The sequence below is a fragment of the Halorhabdus utahensis DSM 12940 genome (genome assembly GCF_000023945.1).
GTDB lineage: Archaea > Halobacteriota > Halobacteria > Halobacteriales > Haloarculaceae > Halorhabdus > Halorhabdus utahensis.
This window is the reverse complement of record NC_013158.1, coordinates 486869-504527: the sequence shown is the minus strand read 5'-3', so window position 1 is coordinate 504527 and position 17659 is coordinate 486869. Positions and strand designations below refer to the sequence as shown.

The following is a 17659-nucleotide window of genomic DNA, read 5'->3' as shown; positions in this document are numbered from 1 at the left end:
CGGTCGTTATCTGTCCCAAATGGGGACAAAACGGAGCAATCCGACCGACGAGCAGTCGCCGGAAAAAACCGCCTTCGCGATCGAGGCCAGCGACCTCGAATTGACGTATGCAGATGGGACTGAAGCCGTCTCTGGGGTGTCGATGACGATCCCGGAGGGGGAATTCTTCGGCTTTCTCGGACCGAACGGGGCGGGGAAGACGACGACAATCAAGGTGCTGGCGACGTTGCTGTCCCCGACGGCCGGGACGGTTCGCGTCAACGGGTTCGACGTCGAGGCCGACCAGCAGGCCATCCGGGAGTCGATCGGGTACATGGCCCAGGAGACGAGCGTCATCCGGGAGATGACCGCCCGCGAGAACCTCCGGTTCGCCTGTGACGCCTACGGCGTCTCTCGGGGGGATCGAAGCGACCGGATCGACGAGTTGCTGGATCTCGTGGATCTGGCCGACGTCGCTGATAAACAGGCCGAGGGGTTCTCGGGCGGGATGAAAAAGCGCCTCGACGCGGCGATGGCACTGGTCCATCGGCCACCGCTGGTCTTTCTCGACGAACCGACGACCGGCCTCGATCCGAAGGCCCGCAACCGACTCTGGGACTACTTCGAGGAGATCAACGACCGCGGGACGACGATCTTTCTCACGACCCAGTACTTGGAGGAAGCCGACCATCTCTGTGATCGACTGTCGGTCATCCTCGACGGCGAGATCGTTGCGGAGGGGTCCCCGGAGACGCTCAAACGAGAGGTCGGGGGCGAGGTTCTCGACGTGGAACTGGAGGACGGCTCCGGGGCGCGCGAGCGTGCGGCGGCGATCGCCCGCGACGGGGAACTGTTCAGCGACGACCCGACCGTCGACGTCACCGACGACGGTATCACCGTCACGTCCCGGGAGTCCCGCAAGCGCGGTCCCGATTTGCTCGTCGCCCTCCGGGACGCCGGGATCACGGTGACTGGTTTCAACGTCCGGTCACCGACGCTCGACGATGTCTTCCTCGCGATCACCGGCGAGCATCTCGACGATGGGGATCCGGCCGAGTCGGATCTCGATGCGGTCGAGTCGGCGGCCGGTCCGACGACTGCTGCCGATGGAGGTGACCCATGAGCACTGAAGCGGGGGCGGACCGCGAGGTCGCCCGCACGTCGAACTCGTTCCTGGGTGACGTCTGGACGAACTTCATGCGCTGGAACATCAACGCGATCCGCAACCCCTTCGTGGTGGTTTCCTCGTTGCTCCAGCCGATCATCTTCCTCGTCCTGTTCACGCAGGTGTTCGGGAACATCGCCGGCGGTGCCCTCCAGACCGGGATCAACTACGAGACGTACCTCCTGCCGGCGATCGCCGTCCAGATATCGCTCGTCGTTGCCTCCTCGTCAGGTATCGGCCTGGTCGACGACATCGAGAGTGGCGTCTTCCAGAAGACGCTCGTGACGCCGATGAACCGGGTCGCGGTCTTCCTCGGGAAGACGCTCTCGGAACTGATCCGCATCGTGGTACAGGTCACGATCATCCTCGTGCTGGGCGTCGTCCTCGGCGCGGAGATCGCCACGGGCATCCCCGGGGCGGTGGCCATCATCGGCATCGCGATCCTCTTTTCGCTCTGGTTTCTGGCGTTCTCGAACACGGTCGCGCTCATCACCCGCGACCAGGAGTCGACGATCATCGCCGCCAACATGGTCCAGCTCCCCTTGCTGTTCGTCTCGAGTGCCTTTCTCCCGGTGAGTTCGATGCGACCCTGGATCCAGACGGTCGCGACCTACAACCCGATCACCTACGGCGTCGACGCCGCGCGGGCGATCATGCTCAACAAAGACGTGATGGAAGTGCTCGACGTTACTGCCTTCGGCGGTATCTGGAACACGCTCGTGCCATCGCTCGCGATCCTGATCGTCCTCGACGTCATCCTGGGTGCGGTCGCGGTCTACATGATCAACCGCGCGTCGAGTGCCAGCGTGCAGTAACTTTCCACTCCCTGTCAGGTAATGTCGACACCGGTAAACTCGAAGCACGCGCCGCCCTCGCGACTCTCCGCGACCGAGACGTCCCAGTCGTGGGCCTCGGCGATCCGCTCGACGATCGTGAGGCCGAGTCCCGTCCCCTCCCTCGTCGTGGTGAAGCCCGGATCGAAGATCGCCGCGCGCTCGTCGGCCGGGATGCCCTGGCCGTCGTCGGCGACGTAGAAGCCGTGGTCGTCGATTCGGTCGATCCGGACGGTGACGTCCCCACCATCTTCCGCGGAGTGCTCGACCGCGTTCGAAAACAGGTTCTCGAAGACGTGTCTGATCCGGTCGCGATCACCCCGGATCCGGAACTCCTCGGCGACATCGACCGTCGCGCTCTCGCTATCGATCATCTCCGCACACTCCTCGACGACCGGTTCGACCGGGACCGGTTCGGTCTCTCCCACCGTATCGCCCTGGCGGGCCAGCGTCAGCGTGTTGCCGACGATGTCCTCCATCCGTTCGAGCGCGTCGAGCAGCGGCCCGGTGTGTGGACTCTCGTCGTCCTCGGCGAGGAGCTCCGCCCGACCGAAGGCGACGTTCAGCGGGTTCCGGAGGTCGTGTGAGATGACCTCGGCGAACTCGTCTAAGCGTTCGTTCTGGCGTTCGAGCCGACGCTCGTACTCCGTGAGCTCGGTCACGTCAGTGATCGTCCCGACAACCCGCGGCTCCCCCTCGTCGGTCATGACCTGGGCCTGCTCGCGGACCCAGATCCGCTCCCCGCCGGGTTCGACCGGGTAGGTGAGATCGTAGCCAGTTCCATCGTCGATCGCCGCCTGGATGGCGGTCCTGACCCGCTCGCGGTGATCGGCTGGCACCATCTCGAAGTAGGCGTCGAAGATCGGCTCGACTGCCGACGCGTCGATGCCGAAGACCGCCTCGAAGGTCGGATACCACTGGATCTCCTGGTCCGCCGGCCGCCAGTCGAAGGTGCAGGCGTTCGTCGTTTCGAGGGCGAGCTCGAGCTGATCGCGGACCGTCGCCAGCTGTTCGTTCATCGTCCGGAGTTCCCGTTCGCGATCCTTGCGGTCTGTCACGTCCCGGTACAGCCAGAGGTTCCCCTCGCCGTCCGCCAGGGAGAACGGTACGTAGCCCCGCGAGAGGGTCCGTCCGTCGGCCAGCTGGAGTTCCTCGCCGATGACCGGTTCACGCTGGTCGAGAAGCGTCTCGATCCGCTCGATGAACCCCTGGGGGTCGGCGAACTGCTCGGCGACGTCCTCGGCTGCCTTCGCACAGTCCGTCCCGACGAGCTGGTCACACGCCATCCCGATATCGAAGCAGTCACAGAACGCGGGGTTTGCGGCCATGATCTCGCGGTCGTTCCCCTCGACGAGGACGCCGAAGGGAAGGTGCTCCAGGAGCGCTGACAGCAACCGGTTGGTCTCGGTCAGCTCCCGCTCCTGTTCGTGCTGTTCGGTGACGTCGAAGAACGTCGTGACGAACCGCCCCTCTCCCAGCGGGAACGCGGTGATCGAATAGCGCCGTCCGAGAGACTCCGCGTCGTATTCGAACGCAGTCGGCTCGCCCTCGAGTGCGACCTCCCCGTAGGTCTCGATGAACGTCCGGTCGAGATCCGGCAGGACCTCGGTCACGCGCTTGCCGATGATCTCCGCCGGATCGAGCCCGGTCGCGTCCTCGAAGGCGTCGTTGGCGTCCAGGAAGACGTAATCGACCGGGTCGCCGTCCTCGTCGGTCACGATCTCGTGGAAGGCGATCGCGTTGATCGACTCCTCGAAGAGCCGGCGGTACTGACGCTCCTGTTCGATGCGGTGGAGTGCGTGGCCGATGTCGCCGCCGAGTTCGCGAAGCAGGTTCTTCTCGGTCTTGTCGAAGGGGTCCCGCTCGGCACTGTAGACGTTCAACACGCCGTACTGACGATCCTCGAAGGAGAGCGGGACGGCAGCACTGGCCTGAAAACCGCGCTCCAGGGCCGCCTCACGCCAGGGTTCGAACGCCTCGCTGTCCTCGATCGACTGGGTCACGACGAGGTCGTCCGCAGCGAGCGCTCTGACAGTCGGGCCGCCCCCCGTCGGACCCTCGTCGAGTGTGATCGAGACCTCCGCCAGATAGCCGTCACCGTCCCCACCGCTCGCCCGCGGGACGACAGTCCCAGCTTCCGCGTCGCGCCCGCCGATCCACGCGAACTCGTATGGCGGTCCGTCCGTGATGATCTCACAGATCCGGCTTTCGAGTTCGGCCTGGCTTCGCGACCGGACGAGTTCCTGGTTGACGTCCCGGACGGTACTCCTGATCCGATCGAGGGTGTCCACGCGCTTGCTGGCCCGGTACTGTCCCACTGCGTTCTCGATCCGGTTGGCGAGGACGGTGTACTGTTCGGTCCCACCCGCCTTTTCGAGGTAGTCGGTGACACCGGCGGAAACGGCCTCGCTCGCGATGGACTCGGACCCACGGGCGGTATAAAGGATGAAGGGCAGATCCGGGTACTCCTCGCGGACGGCAGCCAGCAGGTCGAGCCCGTCCAGCCCGGGCATCTCGTAGTCGCTGACGACGCAATCGATCGTCTCGTCGAGCCGTCCGAGCCCCTCGTTGGCGGTGGTCGCCCGTTCGACGACGAACTGATCGGCCTCGTCTTCGAGCATCGTCGCGACGAGGTCGAGGAAGTCGGGTTCGTCGTCGACGTGGAGCACCCGGATCGGCTTGCCCATACTGTCGTCTCGTTCTCACGGAGAAATAAATGTGTGGCATTCACAACCAACGCTCAACTCACGAGAGCAGACGGTAACGATCACACCGGTATCCTCATATCGTCCCCTCACAACCACTTTCACATGGACGTTCACGTCTCCCCGTCGACCGTTACGGGCCAGGTCCAGGCTCCGCCGTCGAAGAGTTACACGCACCGTGCGATCCTCGCCGCCGGCTACGCCGAGGGCGCAACCGTCCGCGATCCACTCGAAAGCGCCGATACCGAAGCCACGATGGGTGCCGTCGAAGCCTACGGCGGCAGCGTCGAACGCGGCGTCGATGCGCTCGAAGTCACCGGATTCGACGGCCGGCCGGCCGTCCCGTCGGACATCGTCAACTGCGAGAACAGTGGGACGACGATGCGACTGGTGACGGCCACGGCCGCCCTCGCGGACGGCATCACCGTCCTCACCGGCGACGATTCCCTCCGCTCGCGGCCGCAGGGACCGCTGCTCGACGCGATCGGGCAACTTGACGGACGTGCCGAGAGTACGCGGGCGAACGGCCAGGCCCCGCTTGTGGTGAAAGGCCCCGTCGACGGGGGCACTGTCTCGATCCCCGGTGACGTCTCCTCACAGTACATCACGGCCCTGCTGATGGCCGGCGCGATCACGGAGGAGGGGATCGAGATCGCCCTCGAAACCGAACTCAAGTCCGCGCCGTACGTCGATATCACGATCGAAGTCCTCGACGCGTTTGGCGTCGACGTCGAGTCGACGGCTGCGGGATTCGACGTTGCCGGTGGACAGACCTACGACCCTGCCGGCGGTGAGTACGCTGTTCCCGGCGACTTCTCGTCGATATCCTACCTGCTCGCGACCGGCGCACTTGCCGCGCCGGATGGCCTGACGGTCACCGGCGCGCGACCCAGCGCGCAGGGCGACTCGGCGATCGTCGATATTCTCGAACGGATGGGCGCGGACATCTCCTGGGATCGGGACGCCGGCGAGATCACCGTCAGCCGGTCGTCTCTCTCGGGCGTCGAGGTCAGCGTCGCCGACACGCCCGATCTCCTGCCGACGATCTCCGTCCTGGGTGCGGTCGCCGACGGTGACACCAGAATCGTCGACTGTGAACACGTCCGCTACAAGGAGACCGACCGCGTCGCGGCGATGGCCGAGGAACTCACGGCGATGGGTGCAAGCGTCACCGAAGAGCAAGAAGTCCTGACGATCCACGGCGACGACACCGACCTCTCGGGGGCGGTCGTCGACGGCCGGGCGGATCACCGGATCGTGATGTCCCTTGCCGTCGCCGGCCTGGTCGCCGACGGCGAGACGATCGTCCAGGGTGGCGAACACGTCGACGTCTCGTTCCCGAACTTCTTCGACGTGATCGAGTCGATCGGCGCGTCGGTTCAACGGGAGTGATTGAGTCGATCGGCGCGTCGGTTCAACGGGAGTGATCGAGCCGATCGGCGGGTCACGTTCATGTGTGGGGCGAGGGAATCTTCTCCCATGAGTCTCTTCGACGGACACGACTCCGAAGCGCCCCCGTCTGAGCCCAGCGTCGTCGATCTGGTCGCGGAACTCGACGAACTGGAGGAGACAGTCGACTCGCCCGAGGAACGCGCGAAAGTCGATGTCGTCAGAGAGACCGCGCTCTCGGTGAGTCAACAGGGTGCCTTCGGGCGCGTGATCTCGGGGTTCGACCGCGCCGACGCCTCGGAGGCACTGCTGGGTAGCGTCCTGTTCGGCATCCCGATGTTCGTCGAAGGTGGCACCAGCGAAGTCGGAGCGTATCTCGCGGCCAACCCGCACTTTCTGGTCGGGACGGCTGGGTTCACGTTCGCGCTCGTCTTCGGGATCCTCTACGTCGCCGAGATCCAGGACGTCCGTGTGGTCGACCCGTACTTCGGGTTCATCCCCCAGCGCTTCGCCGGCGTGCTGGTGATCGCGTCGGTGACTGCCCTGATACTGATGACGATGTGGGGTCGACTCACCTGGGACACCCCGCTGGTCGCTGTCGGCGAGCTCGCCGCCGCGATCCTCCCGATGTCAGTGGGTGGCGCGTTGGGTGACATCTTGCCCGGGTCCTGACGACGGGAACGGTCATTCCAATCGCCGCTGCCATTCCTGCACCTCTCCCAGCAGTTCGACGGGCGGGGTCTCCTCGATGTCGAGGGATTCGAGGGCTTCGAGGACCGCCGGAGCGTCCTCGCCGAACTGGTCGACGATCGGACCCGTTCCCCCACCCACCGTCTCGTCGGTGTCGCCCATCTGATCCGCCGGTGGGTCTCCTGTCCCACTGTCGTCCGTGTCCGATTCCCGCAGTTCCCCCGAATCAAGGTCGAAGACGACCTGCCGGGTCTCCTCGCTCGCTCGACCGTTCTGGACGTCGATGGCCTCGTCGGCCCGGAGTTTCCGGAGTACCTCCCGCGCCCGGGAGACGACGGGATCCGGGACGCCTGCGAGGGTGGCGACGTGGACGCCGTAGGAGCGGTCGGCCGGGCCGTCCCGGACAGTCCGGAGGAACGTGACATCGTCGTCGGCCCCGTCGGTGGTGGGCGGGCCGGCATCGTCGCCGTCTGTGCCGCCTGCGGGCTCGTCGACGGCGACGTGGACGTTTTCGACGCCCGAGATGTGATCGGCAAGCGTGGTGAGTTCGTGGTAATGTGTCGCAAAGAGCGTTTTCGGTGACGGCGAGGCCGACTGGGCCGAAGAGAGATATTCGGTCGCCGCCCACGCGATCGAGACGCCGTCGTAGGTCGCCGTCCCGCGACCGACCTCGTCTAGGATGACCAGCGAGTCCTCTGTCGCCGAATGGAGGATGTTCGCGAGTTCCTGCATTTCGACCATGAACGTCGAGCGGCCCTGGGCGAGTTCGTCCAGGGCCCCGACGCGAGTGTATATCCCGTCGACGAGGCCAACCTCCGCCGACCTGGCCGGCACGAACGATCCGATCTGTGCCAGCAGGACGATCAGCGCCGCCTGGCGCATGTACGTCGATTTCCCGCTCATGTTCGGCCCCGTCACGATCAGGAACCGGCGGTCGTCGTCCATCCGGAGGTCGTTGGGCACGAACTCCGTGGTCTGCTCGACGACCGGGTGGCGACCGGCCTCGACGTCGAGCGCCCGCGAATCGCGCAACGTCGGGCGGGTCCAGTCGTTGCGGACGGCGTGGGTGGCGAGTGCCGCCATCACGTCGACCGCCGCGAGGGCCTGGCCGACGCCCTGGAGGAGATCGGCGTGGTCGGCGACCGCTTCGCGCAACTCCTCGAAACACTGGCGTTCGAGGTCGTGGCGACGCTCTTCGAGCCGGAAGATCTTCCGTTCGCGTTCGGTCAACTCCGCGATCGTGTAGCGCTCGGAGTTTTTCAGCGTCTTGACGTTCTCGTAGTGGTCGGGGACTTTCCCGGTCTCGCTTTTGCCGACCTGGATGTAGTAGCCGTCCGTCTTGTTCCGGTCGACCGAGAGGTGGGTGATGCCGTGCTCGCGCTGCTCGCGCTCGGGCAGCGTCTCGATCCATTCAAGTGCTGTTTCGTGCTCGTCGATAACCTCGTCGAGTTCCGCGTCGTATCCTTCGCGAATGATCCCGCCTTCGGTGATCGTCCCCGGCGGATCATCGACGATCGCCGCGTCGAGGTCGGCCGCGAGAGTCGCGACGGCGGCGGGATCGGGTTCGTCGAGCCACGTCGAGAGGGGCGATTCGGCCAGCGTCGGTGTCTCGCGAACGATGGCCCGAACTGTCTCGAACAACTCCAGTGTGTCGACCGCGGCCCGGAGGTCGCGGGCGTCGGCGCTCCCCGAGGCAGCCTTACTGGCGAGCCGTTCGAGGTCGTAGGCGTCCCCGAGCACGTCACGGAGGCGTTCGCGGGCCATCGCTTCAGTCGCGAGCGCTTCGACGCTGTCCCCCCGCCGGTCCAGCGTTTCCCGCGATCGTCGAGGGCGCTGGAGCCACGCGCGCAACGTCCGGGTCCCCGCGCTCGTGACGGTGTGGTCGATCGTATCCAGGAGCGACCCGGTACGCTCCCCCCGCATCGTCTCCGTGAGTTCGAGGTTGCGCTGGGTCGTCGCGTCGAGTTCGACGTGGTCGCTCGCGCCGTAGCGCTGGAGGCGAGTCATCGACGCGAGCACGCCCTGGCCAGTCTCCTCGACGTAGCTGAGGACAGCCCCGCCGGCCGCGATGGCCGATTCGGCGTCCCCGATCCCAACGCTCTCGATGGTCTCGGTCCCGAACTGCTCGCGGAGTCGGTGACGGGCGCGGCCGGGCGCGAACGCCTCGGTCGCGTGCAGCGAGACGCTCGCGTCCGTCCGTTCCCGGAGTCGTTCGATCATTTCGTCGTCGGCCCGAACAGTCGGCCCGGGCAGCACCTCGGCCGGGTCGAAGCGGTAGAGTTCGCTGAAGACGGCGTCGCGGTCGGCGACCTGCGTCACGAAGAACTCGCCGGTCGTCACGTCGGCGAACGCCAGTCCCCACGCCTCGCCCTCGACGATCGCCGCGAGATACCGGGCCCCTGCGTCGGTCGTGGACAGCAACGTCCCTGGCGTCACGATCTTCTCGACCTTGCGGGCGTGGCCGTCGTCCGTCTCGTGTTGGTCCGCGACTGCCACGTGGTATCCGCGTTCGACCAGTGCCGTCAGGTACGGTGTGAGTTCGTTGACGGGCACGCCGGCCATCGGATACGACGAGCCGTGGCTGGACTTCTGTGAGACCTGGAGGTCGAGTTCGTCGGCCACTGTCTCTGCGTCCGCACCGAAGAACTCGTAGAAGTCCCCGACCTGCATCGCCAGTAGATCGGCGTCAGCCCCGTCCTTCAGCGAGAAGAACTCGCCGACGATCCCCGTCGCTTCAGTCATGTTCCTCCCTGGGTGCGAAGCGGGTTAAAACGCTACGGGACGCGATTGGGCGAACGGCCATCGGACTCAAATACTCTGGTCTGTTACTATTTGACATGCACAGCCGGCAGGTCATTGCCGCGGCGATTCTCGCGGCGGTCGTGATCGGGACGTTCGCTGGCGTCGGTGTCGCGGGAGCGGTCGCTGGCGAGGATGCCGCGATGGCGACAACCACCTGGGAAAACGTTACCATTACGCAGGAATACCGTTTGCAACCTGATGAGCCCGGCCAGATAGAGGTGACAGCGACTGTCTCCTTCCCGGACATCGCCACCGAGTTCGAGATGGCTGTCCCCTGGCAGGGGACCGTCACGGACACCGATGGGTTCGAATCGACCGTGGGGAGACGATACGAGTGGACCGGCGAGATGGACGAGGCGACGATTACCTACGATCTAGACGCCAACGAAACGGCACAGGGAACCGGTCCCGAGCCAGGTAGCGGGCGATTTCTGTACGCCGACACGGGCGCGTGGGCCCTCGTCCGACCGCCGGATCTCGAATTCATCAGCGGCAGATTCGATGCGACTGACAACGATGTCGATGTCGGAATCGACCGCCGACGTACCGTCGCCGGCGAGGGTGCTGTCGGTGACCTCCTTGCCTTTCTCGGGCCACACGAGACCTACACCCGCACAGCCCACGGCCAGACCTTCGAGTTGGTCGTTCCCGAGGCGGCCTCGTTGACAGCCGAACCAGACGCCGTCCTCGCCGCTTTTGCGAACGCCTCCGACGCACTCCGGGTCGGCGATCGTGACGATCGCGTCTTCACTGTGGCGGCCCCGACATCGGTGGACTGGGCGGTGCTGGGGTTGCAGACGTGGGACAGCGACATGTGGGTTGAAGCGACCGAGCCGATCGAGACCGCCGACAACACCTGGCTCCACGAGTACGTTCACTCCAGACAGCAACTCAACACGACGAACGAAACGCAGTGGCTGATCGAGGCGACCGCGACCTACCACGCCGCCGAACTCGCCCTCGACGGTGGCCTCACGGATTTCGACGGCTTCGAGGAGCGACTCGCCCGCGGCACCATTGACCGATACCGCGACGTCGTCCTCGCCGAGCAGGCGACCTGGACCGACCTGGCCGAATACGACAAGGGCGGGCTAGTGATCGGCGAACTCGACAGGCAGATCCGGCTCGCGACGAACCGCTCGCAGACCTTCGAGACTGTCTTTGGCGACCTCAACGACGATACCACAATCGAGCACGAGCAGTTGCTCGAACGGCTCGAATCGGTCGCCAACGGGACGGTCGCGTCCACTGGCGATCGATACCTCACGAGCGACGCGACGCCGTCGACCTGGACCCGTGCCCAACACGAGGCCGCGTTCGGCTCGACGCCGGCTGCATTCACGTACGAACTCGCGTCGGCATCGGCGTCCTATCGCATCGAGGGACCGTACCGGAACGTCTCGACGGACGACATCGATCGACTGGCCGCCGGGGAGACGCTGGTCGTCCCGGTTACCGTCACGAACATCGGCGGGTCGGCCGGGACCTACGATATCGCTCTCAGCGTCGAGGAAACTGTCGTTGCACGGGCAACTGGGACTCTCGACGGGAACGAATCGACGACGATCTCCCTCCCCCACACGTTCGAACAGCCAGGGACGTACTCGGTCAATATCGGTGCCAGCAGAACTACCATTCAGGTGTCCGATCCGGGCAGTGCCGTCGTCGAATCGATCGCTGTCGATCGCGCCACTCTCGATGCACCGGGGACCGTGACGCTTTCGGCAACTGTTCGTAACCGGCAGGACTTCCCGGCGACGGCATCGGTCTCCTTCACGCAGAACGGCGCGACTATCGGCGATGGTTCCGTTTCGCTGGCCCCCAACGAGAGTCGTACGGTCACGAGGAGCGTCACGCTTTCGGAAGCAGGCCGATACGAACTCGGCGTGAACGGCCGGACGACGACGGTCGTCGTGGATCCCCCCCGGTTCACGTACGCTGTCGACGAGACGACTGAGATCACCGTCGACGGGGAGTACCGGACCCTTTCGACGACTGAGGTGCCGCCGCTGGTCGTCGGTGAGGCGGTGCGGATCCCGGTGGCCGTCACGAACGACGGCGGCCTGACCGGTGAGTACACGGCGAACCTTTCGATCGACGGCGACGTCGCCACACGATCCCAGGGCGAACTCGCCGCCGGCGAATCGACCACGGTCACGCTTGAACATCGGTTCCGGCAGCCTGGATCGTATCGGATCAGTGTCGGCGACATGCAGACGGTCGTCCAGGTACGCGACCCCGCGACACCGGTCGTCCGCAGGCTCGATCTCGACCCGCCGGCGCGTTCGGAACCCGGCAACGTGACCGTCACGGCCACCGTTGGCAACGGCGCACCGGTCCCGGCTGCGGGGGAGATCCGCTTCATTCGCGATGGGACAACCGTCGGGGTCGAATCCGTCTCGCTGGCCGTCAACGAGACGCTGACTGTCTCGAAGACAGTTGCACTGCCGCGCCCGGGTCAGTACAGGATCAGAGTGGATAACGTGACTGCGTCGGTCGAGGTCGAACCGACTGCGGACGCCGCGTCGGACACTGTTGAGGACAGGGACTCATCAACGGCCACCGCAGCCTCCGAGGTATCGACAGCCACCGATGCGGCCGAGCCGACGGCGGCCGCCGGCCCTGGATTTACCGCCGTCACCGCGTTTCTCGTGGTCGTCGTCGCCGTGTTTGGATTTACGCGGCGGTAGCGAGACTCATCACCCGACAGCGTCGAGCAGTCGTTCCGTTCGCGTTCGCAACTCGGCCGGGCTGGCCGCCACCACAACCGTTGCCGGCGCACGCCCGTCACCACCCGGATCGACGACTGCGGCTGGATCCTCTCCAGCAGCGAATCCCGGTTCGATACCGGATTCGAGCGTCGGTCGCCGGTCGAGGTGGACGACATCTCCATCGAGTCCATCGAGTGCCTCGGCCATCGCATCGTCGTACCGCCAGTTGACGGCGAACCGGGCCGCGGGGGCCACTTCCCGGACGTCCAGCAGATATCGCGCGACGTGACTCGACGCGCCGAAGCGGACGCCGCGGTTCGGTCGAACGCCATCCATTGTCCGCGTGATTCGTCCCTCGACGGCCGCCACTTCCCCTGGGTGCTCTCCGAATTTCGTCGCACCGACCACGTTCGTCCCGACCGCCGGAACGAGCGTCGAGACGTCTCCCTCGATGGCCTGCCCTCTCCCGACGAACTCGGAGACGAGCCGTTCGACTGTCTCGGCTGTCTCTGTTCTCTCAGCACGCTCGCGCGCTTCGACGAGATGATGGACCGCGCCCGGTCCCTCGCCCACGTCGAGATTGTACCGGACGGCCCGGGCGAGCAGGTCGATCCCGGCGCTCACGCTGTCGGCCAGCGCCTCCCCGTGAGCGAGGTGGGTCGCGATCGCCGCCGAGAGCGTACAGCCCGAGCCATGGGTCGCGTCGGTGTCGACCCGTTCGTGGCGGAATGTCCTGACGCGATCGCCGGTGACCAGTACGTCGATGACGTCCTCCCCGGCGATGTGTCCCCCTTTGATCAGGGCGGCGTCGGCACCCATCTCGACGAGCGCCTCACCGGCCTCGACCGCCGTCGCCTCGTCCGTCGGTTCGATCCCCGTGAGGACGGCCGCCTCGTCGGCGTTCGGCGTCACCAGCCTCGCCTCGGCAACGAGGCGCTCGTAGGCGTCTTCGCCGGCGGGTTCGAGCAACCGATCACCCGATGCGGCGACCATGACCGGGTCGACGACCAGTTCGGGCAGGTCGCCGGCGTACCCAACGACTGTCTCGATCACGTCGGCGGTCGCAAGCATGCCAGTCTTGACCGCCCTGACGTCGAAATCCCCGAGAACGGCCTCGATCTGGGACTCGATCTGTTCGATCGGGAGCAGGTGACTCCCCTGGACGCCGGTCGTGTTCTGAGCAGTGACGCTCGTGATCGCGCTCGTACCGAACCCACCCGTCGCCTCGATGGTCTTGAGGTCGGCCTGGATCCCCGCCCCGCCACCGGAGTCACTTCCAGCGATCGTCAGCACGGTCGGCGGGTCGTGTGGTGCCTGGTTGCGCGTCATGAATCCCCTTATTCACGTGTTGTATAAAGTGATGATGTTATGGTGGCTGCTCCGTTCGGAGACTGTTGACATGGTCATTGCTCCGTTGGGCGACTGCTGGTATCGTGGTTGGCCCGTTGGCCGACTACTGGTTCGGCTTTTGGCCCGCTGGACGACTATTAGTTGTTCTCGGCGTCGGCCGATTCACAGATATCCAAGCGGTTCGAGGCGGTTCTCGATGGTCTCCTTCGGCGGGCTGTCGCCGTTCGATTTCGATTTTGACGGCTCCGCCTCTTCTTCCCGATCCAGTTCCCTGAGCAATTGCTCGAGAGCGAATGCAGCGTACCCGTCGACGGTATCGAACTGCGTCCGGGAGAGCCGCTGGGAAATGGCCTCGGCGGTATCCTCCGGGACCTCAATGGTGCGGGTCGGTTGATCGGTTGTTCGGTCGCTCATGGTCGACTCTCCCGTGGATCGGATGCTGATTCGAGGATCGTTTCGACGATCCGGTCGGTCACGTCCGGCTGTTCGGCGAGCAGTCGCTCTCGTCGCTGCTGCCAGTCGATGCAGTCGATGCCGAACGAAAGTATCTCCTCGACGGCTTCGAGGGCACGGTCCGCGTCTGCATAGGACCGCAAGAGGTCATAGCGATCCTCGAGCGCTCGAAACACGTGCTCGTCGTCCTCGCCGACCATCGTGTTCGTTCTGATCGCGGGCGTCCCGAGTACCGCTGCCTCCGTCGACATCGTCCCTGAGTCACCGACGTAGAGGTCGGCGTAGTACAGGACGTGATGGATGTCGGCCGGCGGAATCGTGAGGCGGTGCCGTTCGAGGTCCGATGGCAGGTCGCCTTCGGCCGAGATATACACCGCCCCATGCTCTTTGAGCCGCTCGATCAGTCGTCGAACGGTCGCCGGGCCGAGTCCAGCGTGGCCCGCGTCGTGATACGCGTCCCAGCCGGACACCCGGACGACGAAGTATGGATCGCCCGGATCGATATCGTTCGCGGCGAGCACGTCCCGATCCGGCTCGAAATACGCCGGGTGCAGGTACGCCAGTTCCTGAAAGTCCAGCGGCCGTCGCTTCTCGTCGGCGATGGGCAACTCGAAGCTGTCGGGCACACAGATCGTATCGACGAACGGCAGCGTCACACTCTGGTGGATTCGACGGATGAACGGTCTGTCGACGTACGTATCGCTCACGACGACGTGTCGACAACCGAGAAGCGCCGAGACGTGTGCCGGGACTGGGCCGAGTCGACTGACGAGAACGTCCGGTCCGAAGCGGCGGGCGAACGAGAGCAGCCGCACCTCGCGGGTCAGTGTCTCCCACACGAGTGAGAGCGTGGAATCACCACGCCTGGAGAGCGACACGTGATCGATCCCGTAGGCCTCGAGTAGCTCGTTCGTGACTTCCTTCTCGCGGGAGGTTACGAACGTCTCGTGACCTCGCTCGCCGAGCTCCCGGATCGCGTTGCGAAACAGGTGTACCTGCGCGGGATGCCCGACGTCGAACAGCACACGGAGCGACGTGTTCCGGGTCGAACGGGCGCTGTCGGTGTCGGGCGCTGGGCTCGTGGCGGGCCGGGTCGTTCTCACGGCCATGGCCCACCGATCGTGTACACCGGCGCGTCGACCTCCTCTGTGTCGATGGCTGCCCGGCCGTCGAGGATCGGCGCGTCGAAGGTATCCCACTCTAGGGTCGTGAACTCATCGTGCGGTGTCGCGAGCACGACCGCATCAACCGACCGATCATGGGCTTCCTCCAGCGTGAGCGGTTCCACAGTGTCAAGGGCGCTCCAGTCTTCGATCAGCGGGTCGACGGCGTACACTGTCGGGCCCATCTCTGCGAGATGCCTGGCGAGCGGGATCGACGGCGTGTTCCGGAGTTCCGCGATGTTCGCCTTGTAAGTCATCCCGAGCAGGAGTACGCGCGCCTCGTCGGGTTCGACGCCCTCGGACTCGAGGATCGCGTCGGTCAGCGAGGCTGTATAGGCCGCCATGTCGTCGTTGCGTTCGCGTGCCGTCGAAAGCAACGAGGCGTCAGCATCGAACTGACCGCTGAGGAAGTGTGGGTAGACGGGGATGCAGTGCCCGCCCACGCCCGGCCCAGGATCGTGAATGTCACAGAACGGCTGGGTGTTGGCCACGTCGATCGCCTCGTTGATGTCGATGTCCATCTCCTCGGCGAAGACCGCGAGTTGGTTGGCGATCGCAATGTTGACGTCGCGGTAGACTCCCTCGAACACTTTGGTTGCCTCGGCAGTGGTTGCGTCCGTCGTCGTGACCACGTCATTCGACGATATCTCGTCGTAAATGAGGGCGGCCGCTCGCGTACTCTCGTCGTCGATCCCGCCGACGACTTTGGGGTGTGTTCCTCTGACGTCGGCGAGCGCCTGGCCGCTCACGGTCCGTTCTGGACAGGCCGCGACGCCGAACTCCCCGTCCGAAAGGCCACTCGTTTCGAGGAGCTTCGGCAGGAACCGATCGACTGTCGTCCGTGGCGGCACGGTCGATTCGACGATGACGAGGTCCCCCGGCGAGAGCCCGGTTCCGACTGTCTCGACGACGTCATCCATGATCGAGAGATCCGGTTCGTCGTCGTCAGTCAGCAGTGTCGGCACCATGAGCACGTGCACGGCGGCCCGCTCAGCGGCCCCCTCCCCGTCGGTCGTGGCCTCCAGTGCGCCCGACTCGACGACCTCGGCGACGAGGTCCGGGAGTCCCGGCTCACGTTTGATCGGGGACTGTCCGCCGTTGATCGTTTCGACGACGGACGGATCGACGTCGACACCGACCGTATTGCCGGTGACGTCCGCGTAGACCGCGGCGAGCGGGACGCCCATCTTGCCGAGCCCGTAGACCGCAACCGGTACATCCCCGCCCGTGAAGGCCGCCCGCTGGGTAGCCTCATCCTCGGACGCATCGTACAATCCGTCACGAGGGCGCGTCTCCCGGGACACGCGGCTATCGTGCTGGGTCACGCGCTCGTCACCTCCGTGGCGGGAGTGAACGCCAGTGACTCGATGCGTTCGATGATCTCCAGTACGTTGAGGGCGTCCGCCGCGGTGACCGTCGGTTCGGTCCCGTTCGTCACCGCGCCCGCAAATGCCGAGAGCTGGGCTTTCAGCGGCTCGCCGTTCTCGACCATCGGCCGCTCGACGACGCTCTCGTGTCGGTAGCGGATGTCACCGTCCGACTCGACGAACTCGGGGAGTGATCGACGATGAATCTCGACCGTCTGGCTGATGAAGTCGACGTTGACACGGCACGATTCTGCCGTGATCGAGAGCTTCCGCACCTTCTCCTGTGTGAGCCGGCTCGCGGTCACCGTCGCCACAGTCCCGTTTTCGAACTCGAACTGGGACGTGGCGTGCTGGTCGTCCCGGGCGACTGCCGACAGCGACTCGATTGACTCGTCCACGAGCGACAACAGAATGTCGACGTCGTGAATCATGAGGTCCATCACGACGTTGTCCTCGTTATCACGGTCGAGTGGCGGACCGAGTCGATCGATGTCGATCGACACGATGTCCAGATCCGGCACGATGTCGGCGAGGACGGCGACCGCCGGATTGAATCGCTCGATGTGACCGACCTGAAGCGTCACACCGGCCTCGCGGGCTTCCTCGGCGAGATCGTGCCCGAGTTCCCGATCGTCGACAAAGGGCTTCTCGACGAGGACATCGACTCCGTGCTCGATGGCTTCTCGAGTGGTTTCGGCATGATACGGCGTCGGCACCGCGACCGAGACGACGTCAGCCCTGTTCAGCAGGGCCGATCGATTCATCGGCTCGACGCCGTACTCGTCGGCGATGCGGGACGCACGATCGTCGTCGGCGTCCGTCACGCCGACGAGTGTGGTGTCTGGCAGTTCACTGTACACCCGGGCGTGGTGTTGGCCCATACTCCCCACACCGATCACGCCCGCAGCGAGAACGTCGTCAGTCACGCCACCACCTCCGATGACGGCTGTGCGGATTGCAGGACGCTGCAGCACGCCCTCAGCCCCATCGCCGTCGAAACGGCGTCGCTCGGAGACAGCGTCGTCTTTGCAGGGTCAGTCACCGACATCGAT

At 65.3% G+C, this 17659-nt stretch carries 12 protein-coding genes; 5 read left to right on the top strand and 7 right to left on the bottom strand.

Annotated features, from left to right (window positions below; all coding sequences use genetic code 11):
- The first annotated feature begins 19 nt into the window (after positions 1–19).
- Together HUTA_RS02455 and HUTA_RS02450 are read left to right on the top strand one after the other, a co-directional pair.
- The gene (locus HUTA_RS02455; protein ID WP_015788266.1) at positions 20–1102 is read left to right on the top strand and encodes an ABC transporter ATP-binding protein; all 1083 of its coding nucleotides are present in this window, start codon (positions 20–22) and stop codon (positions 1100–1102) included.
- Positions 1099–1959, top strand: coding sequence for an ABC transporter permease (locus HUTA_RS02450; RefSeq protein WP_015788265.1), 861 nt, complete (start codon positions 1099–1101; stop codon positions 1957–1959). The genes HUTA_RS02455 and HUTA_RS02450 overlap by 4 nt, the downstream gene beginning before the upstream one ends.
- 14 nt (positions 1960–1973) lie before the next feature.
- On the opposite strand, the gene HUTA_RS02445 is transcribed toward HUTA_RS02450, so the two are convergent.
- Entirely contained in the window at positions 1974–4664 is a 2691-nt protein-coding gene (locus HUTA_RS02445) for a PAS domain-containing protein (protein ID WP_015788264.1), read from the bottom strand.
- 123 nt (positions 4665–4787) lie between these two features.
- Here HUTA_RS02445 and aroA point away from each other — a divergent pair, with 123 nt between their 5' ends.
- Both aroA and HUTA_RS02435 read left to right on the top strand, forming a co-directional pair.
- Positions 4788–6074 carry a 3-phosphoshikimate 1-carboxyvinyltransferase gene (gene aroA / locus HUTA_RS02440; RefSeq protein WP_015788263.1) on the top strand — a complete coding sequence of 429 codons (1287 nt, stop codon included), beginning with the start codon at positions 4788–4790 and terminating at the stop codon, positions 6072–6074.
- An 87-nt stretch (positions 6075–6161) separates the two neighbouring features.
- Positions 6162–6743 (top strand): DUF2391 family protein, encoded by a 582-nt coding sequence (locus HUTA_RS02435; protein WP_015788262.1) that lies wholly within the window; start codon positions 6162–6164, stop codon positions 6741–6743.
- A 12-nt stretch (positions 6744–6755) separates the two neighbouring features.
- Here HUTA_RS02435 and mutS read toward each other — a convergent pair whose 3' ends face one another.
- On the bottom strand, positions 6756–9503 hold the full coding sequence (gene mutS / locus HUTA_RS02430) for a DNA mismatch repair protein MutS (protein ID WP_015788261.1): 2748 nt from the start codon (positions 9501–9503) through the stop codon (positions 6756–6758).
- A 95-nt stretch (positions 9504–9598) separates the two neighbouring features.
- Here mutS and HUTA_RS02425 point away from each other — a divergent pair, with 95 nt between their 5' ends.
- On the top strand, positions 9599–12253 hold the full coding sequence (locus HUTA_RS02425; RefSeq protein ID WP_015788260.1) for a CARDB domain-containing protein: 2655 nt from the start codon (positions 9599–9601) through the stop codon (positions 12251–12253).
- Between the two features lie 9 nt (positions 12254–12262).
- On the opposite strand, the gene thiD is transcribed toward HUTA_RS02425, so the two are convergent.
- The 5 genes from thiD to HUTA_RS02400 form a co-directional block, all read right to left on the bottom strand.
- Positions 12263–13603: a bifunctional hydroxymethylpyrimidine kinase/phosphomethylpyrimidine kinase gene (gene thiD / locus HUTA_RS02420; RefSeq protein WP_015788259.1), complete on the bottom strand. Its 1341-nt coding sequence runs from the start codon at positions 13601–13603 to the stop codon at positions 12263–12265.
- A 183-nt stretch (positions 13604–13786) separates the two neighbouring features.
- On the bottom strand, positions 13787–14038 hold the full coding sequence (locus tag HUTA_RS02415; protein ID WP_015788258.1) for a hypothetical protein: 252 nt from the start codon (positions 14036–14038) through the stop codon (positions 13787–13789).
- Positions 14035–15186, bottom strand: coding sequence for a DUF354 domain-containing protein (locus HUTA_RS02410; protein ID WP_079891666.1), 1152 nt, complete (start codon positions 15184–15186; stop codon positions 14035–14037). The genes HUTA_RS02415 and HUTA_RS02410 overlap by 4 nt, the downstream gene beginning before the upstream one ends.
- Entirely contained in the window at positions 15177–16565 is a 1389-nt protein-coding gene (locus tag HUTA_RS02405; protein ID WP_015788256.1) for a nucleotide sugar dehydrogenase, read from the bottom strand. Before HUTA_RS02405 ends, HUTA_RS02410 begins: the two co-directional genes overlap by 10 nt.
- A complete protein-coding gene (locus tag HUTA_RS02400) occupies positions 16562–17533 on the bottom strand; it encodes a Gfo/Idh/MocA family protein (RefSeq protein WP_015788255.1) in 972 nt (323 codons plus the stop codon). The genes HUTA_RS02405 and HUTA_RS02400 overlap by 4 nt, the downstream gene beginning before the upstream one ends.
- Positions 17534–17659: the final 126 nt, after the last annotated feature.

Coding starts and splice junctions, on each gene's coding strand:
- HUTA_RS02455 (WP_015788266.1), top strand. CDS start 20: ATGGGGACAAAACGGAGCAATCCGACCGACGAGCAGTCGCCGGAAAAA.
- HUTA_RS02450 (WP_015788265.1), top strand. CDS start 1,099: ATGAGCACTGAAGCGGGGGCGGACCGCGAGGTCGCCCGCACGTCGAAC.
- HUTA_RS02445 (WP_015788264.1), bottom strand. CDS start 4,664: ATGGGCAAGCCGATCCGGGTGCTCCACGTCGACGACGAACCCGACTTC.
- aroA (WP_015788263.1), top strand. CDS start 4,788: ATGGACGTTCACGTCTCCCCGTCGACCGTTACGGGCCAGGTCCAGGCT.
- HUTA_RS02435 (WP_015788262.1), top strand. CDS start 6,162: ATGAGTCTCTTCGACGGACACGACTCCGAAGCGCCCCCGTCTGAGCCC.
- mutS (WP_015788261.1), bottom strand. CDS start 9,503: ATGACTGAAGCGACGGGGATCGTCGGCGAGTTCTTCTCGCTGAAGGAC.
- HUTA_RS02425 (WP_015788260.1), top strand. CDS start 9,599: ATGCACAGCCGGCAGGTCATTGCCGCGGCGATTCTCGCGGCGGTCGTG.
- thiD (WP_015788259.1), bottom strand. CDS start 13,603: ATGACGCGCAACCAGGCACCACACGACCCGCCGACCGTGCTGACGATC.
- HUTA_RS02415 (WP_015788258.1), bottom strand. CDS start 14,038: ATGAGCGACCGAACAACCGATCAACCGACCCGCACCATTGAGGTCCCG.
- HUTA_RS02410 (WP_079891666.1), bottom strand. CDS start 15,186: ATGGCCGTGAGAACGACCCGGCCCGCCACGAGCCCAGCGCCCGACACC.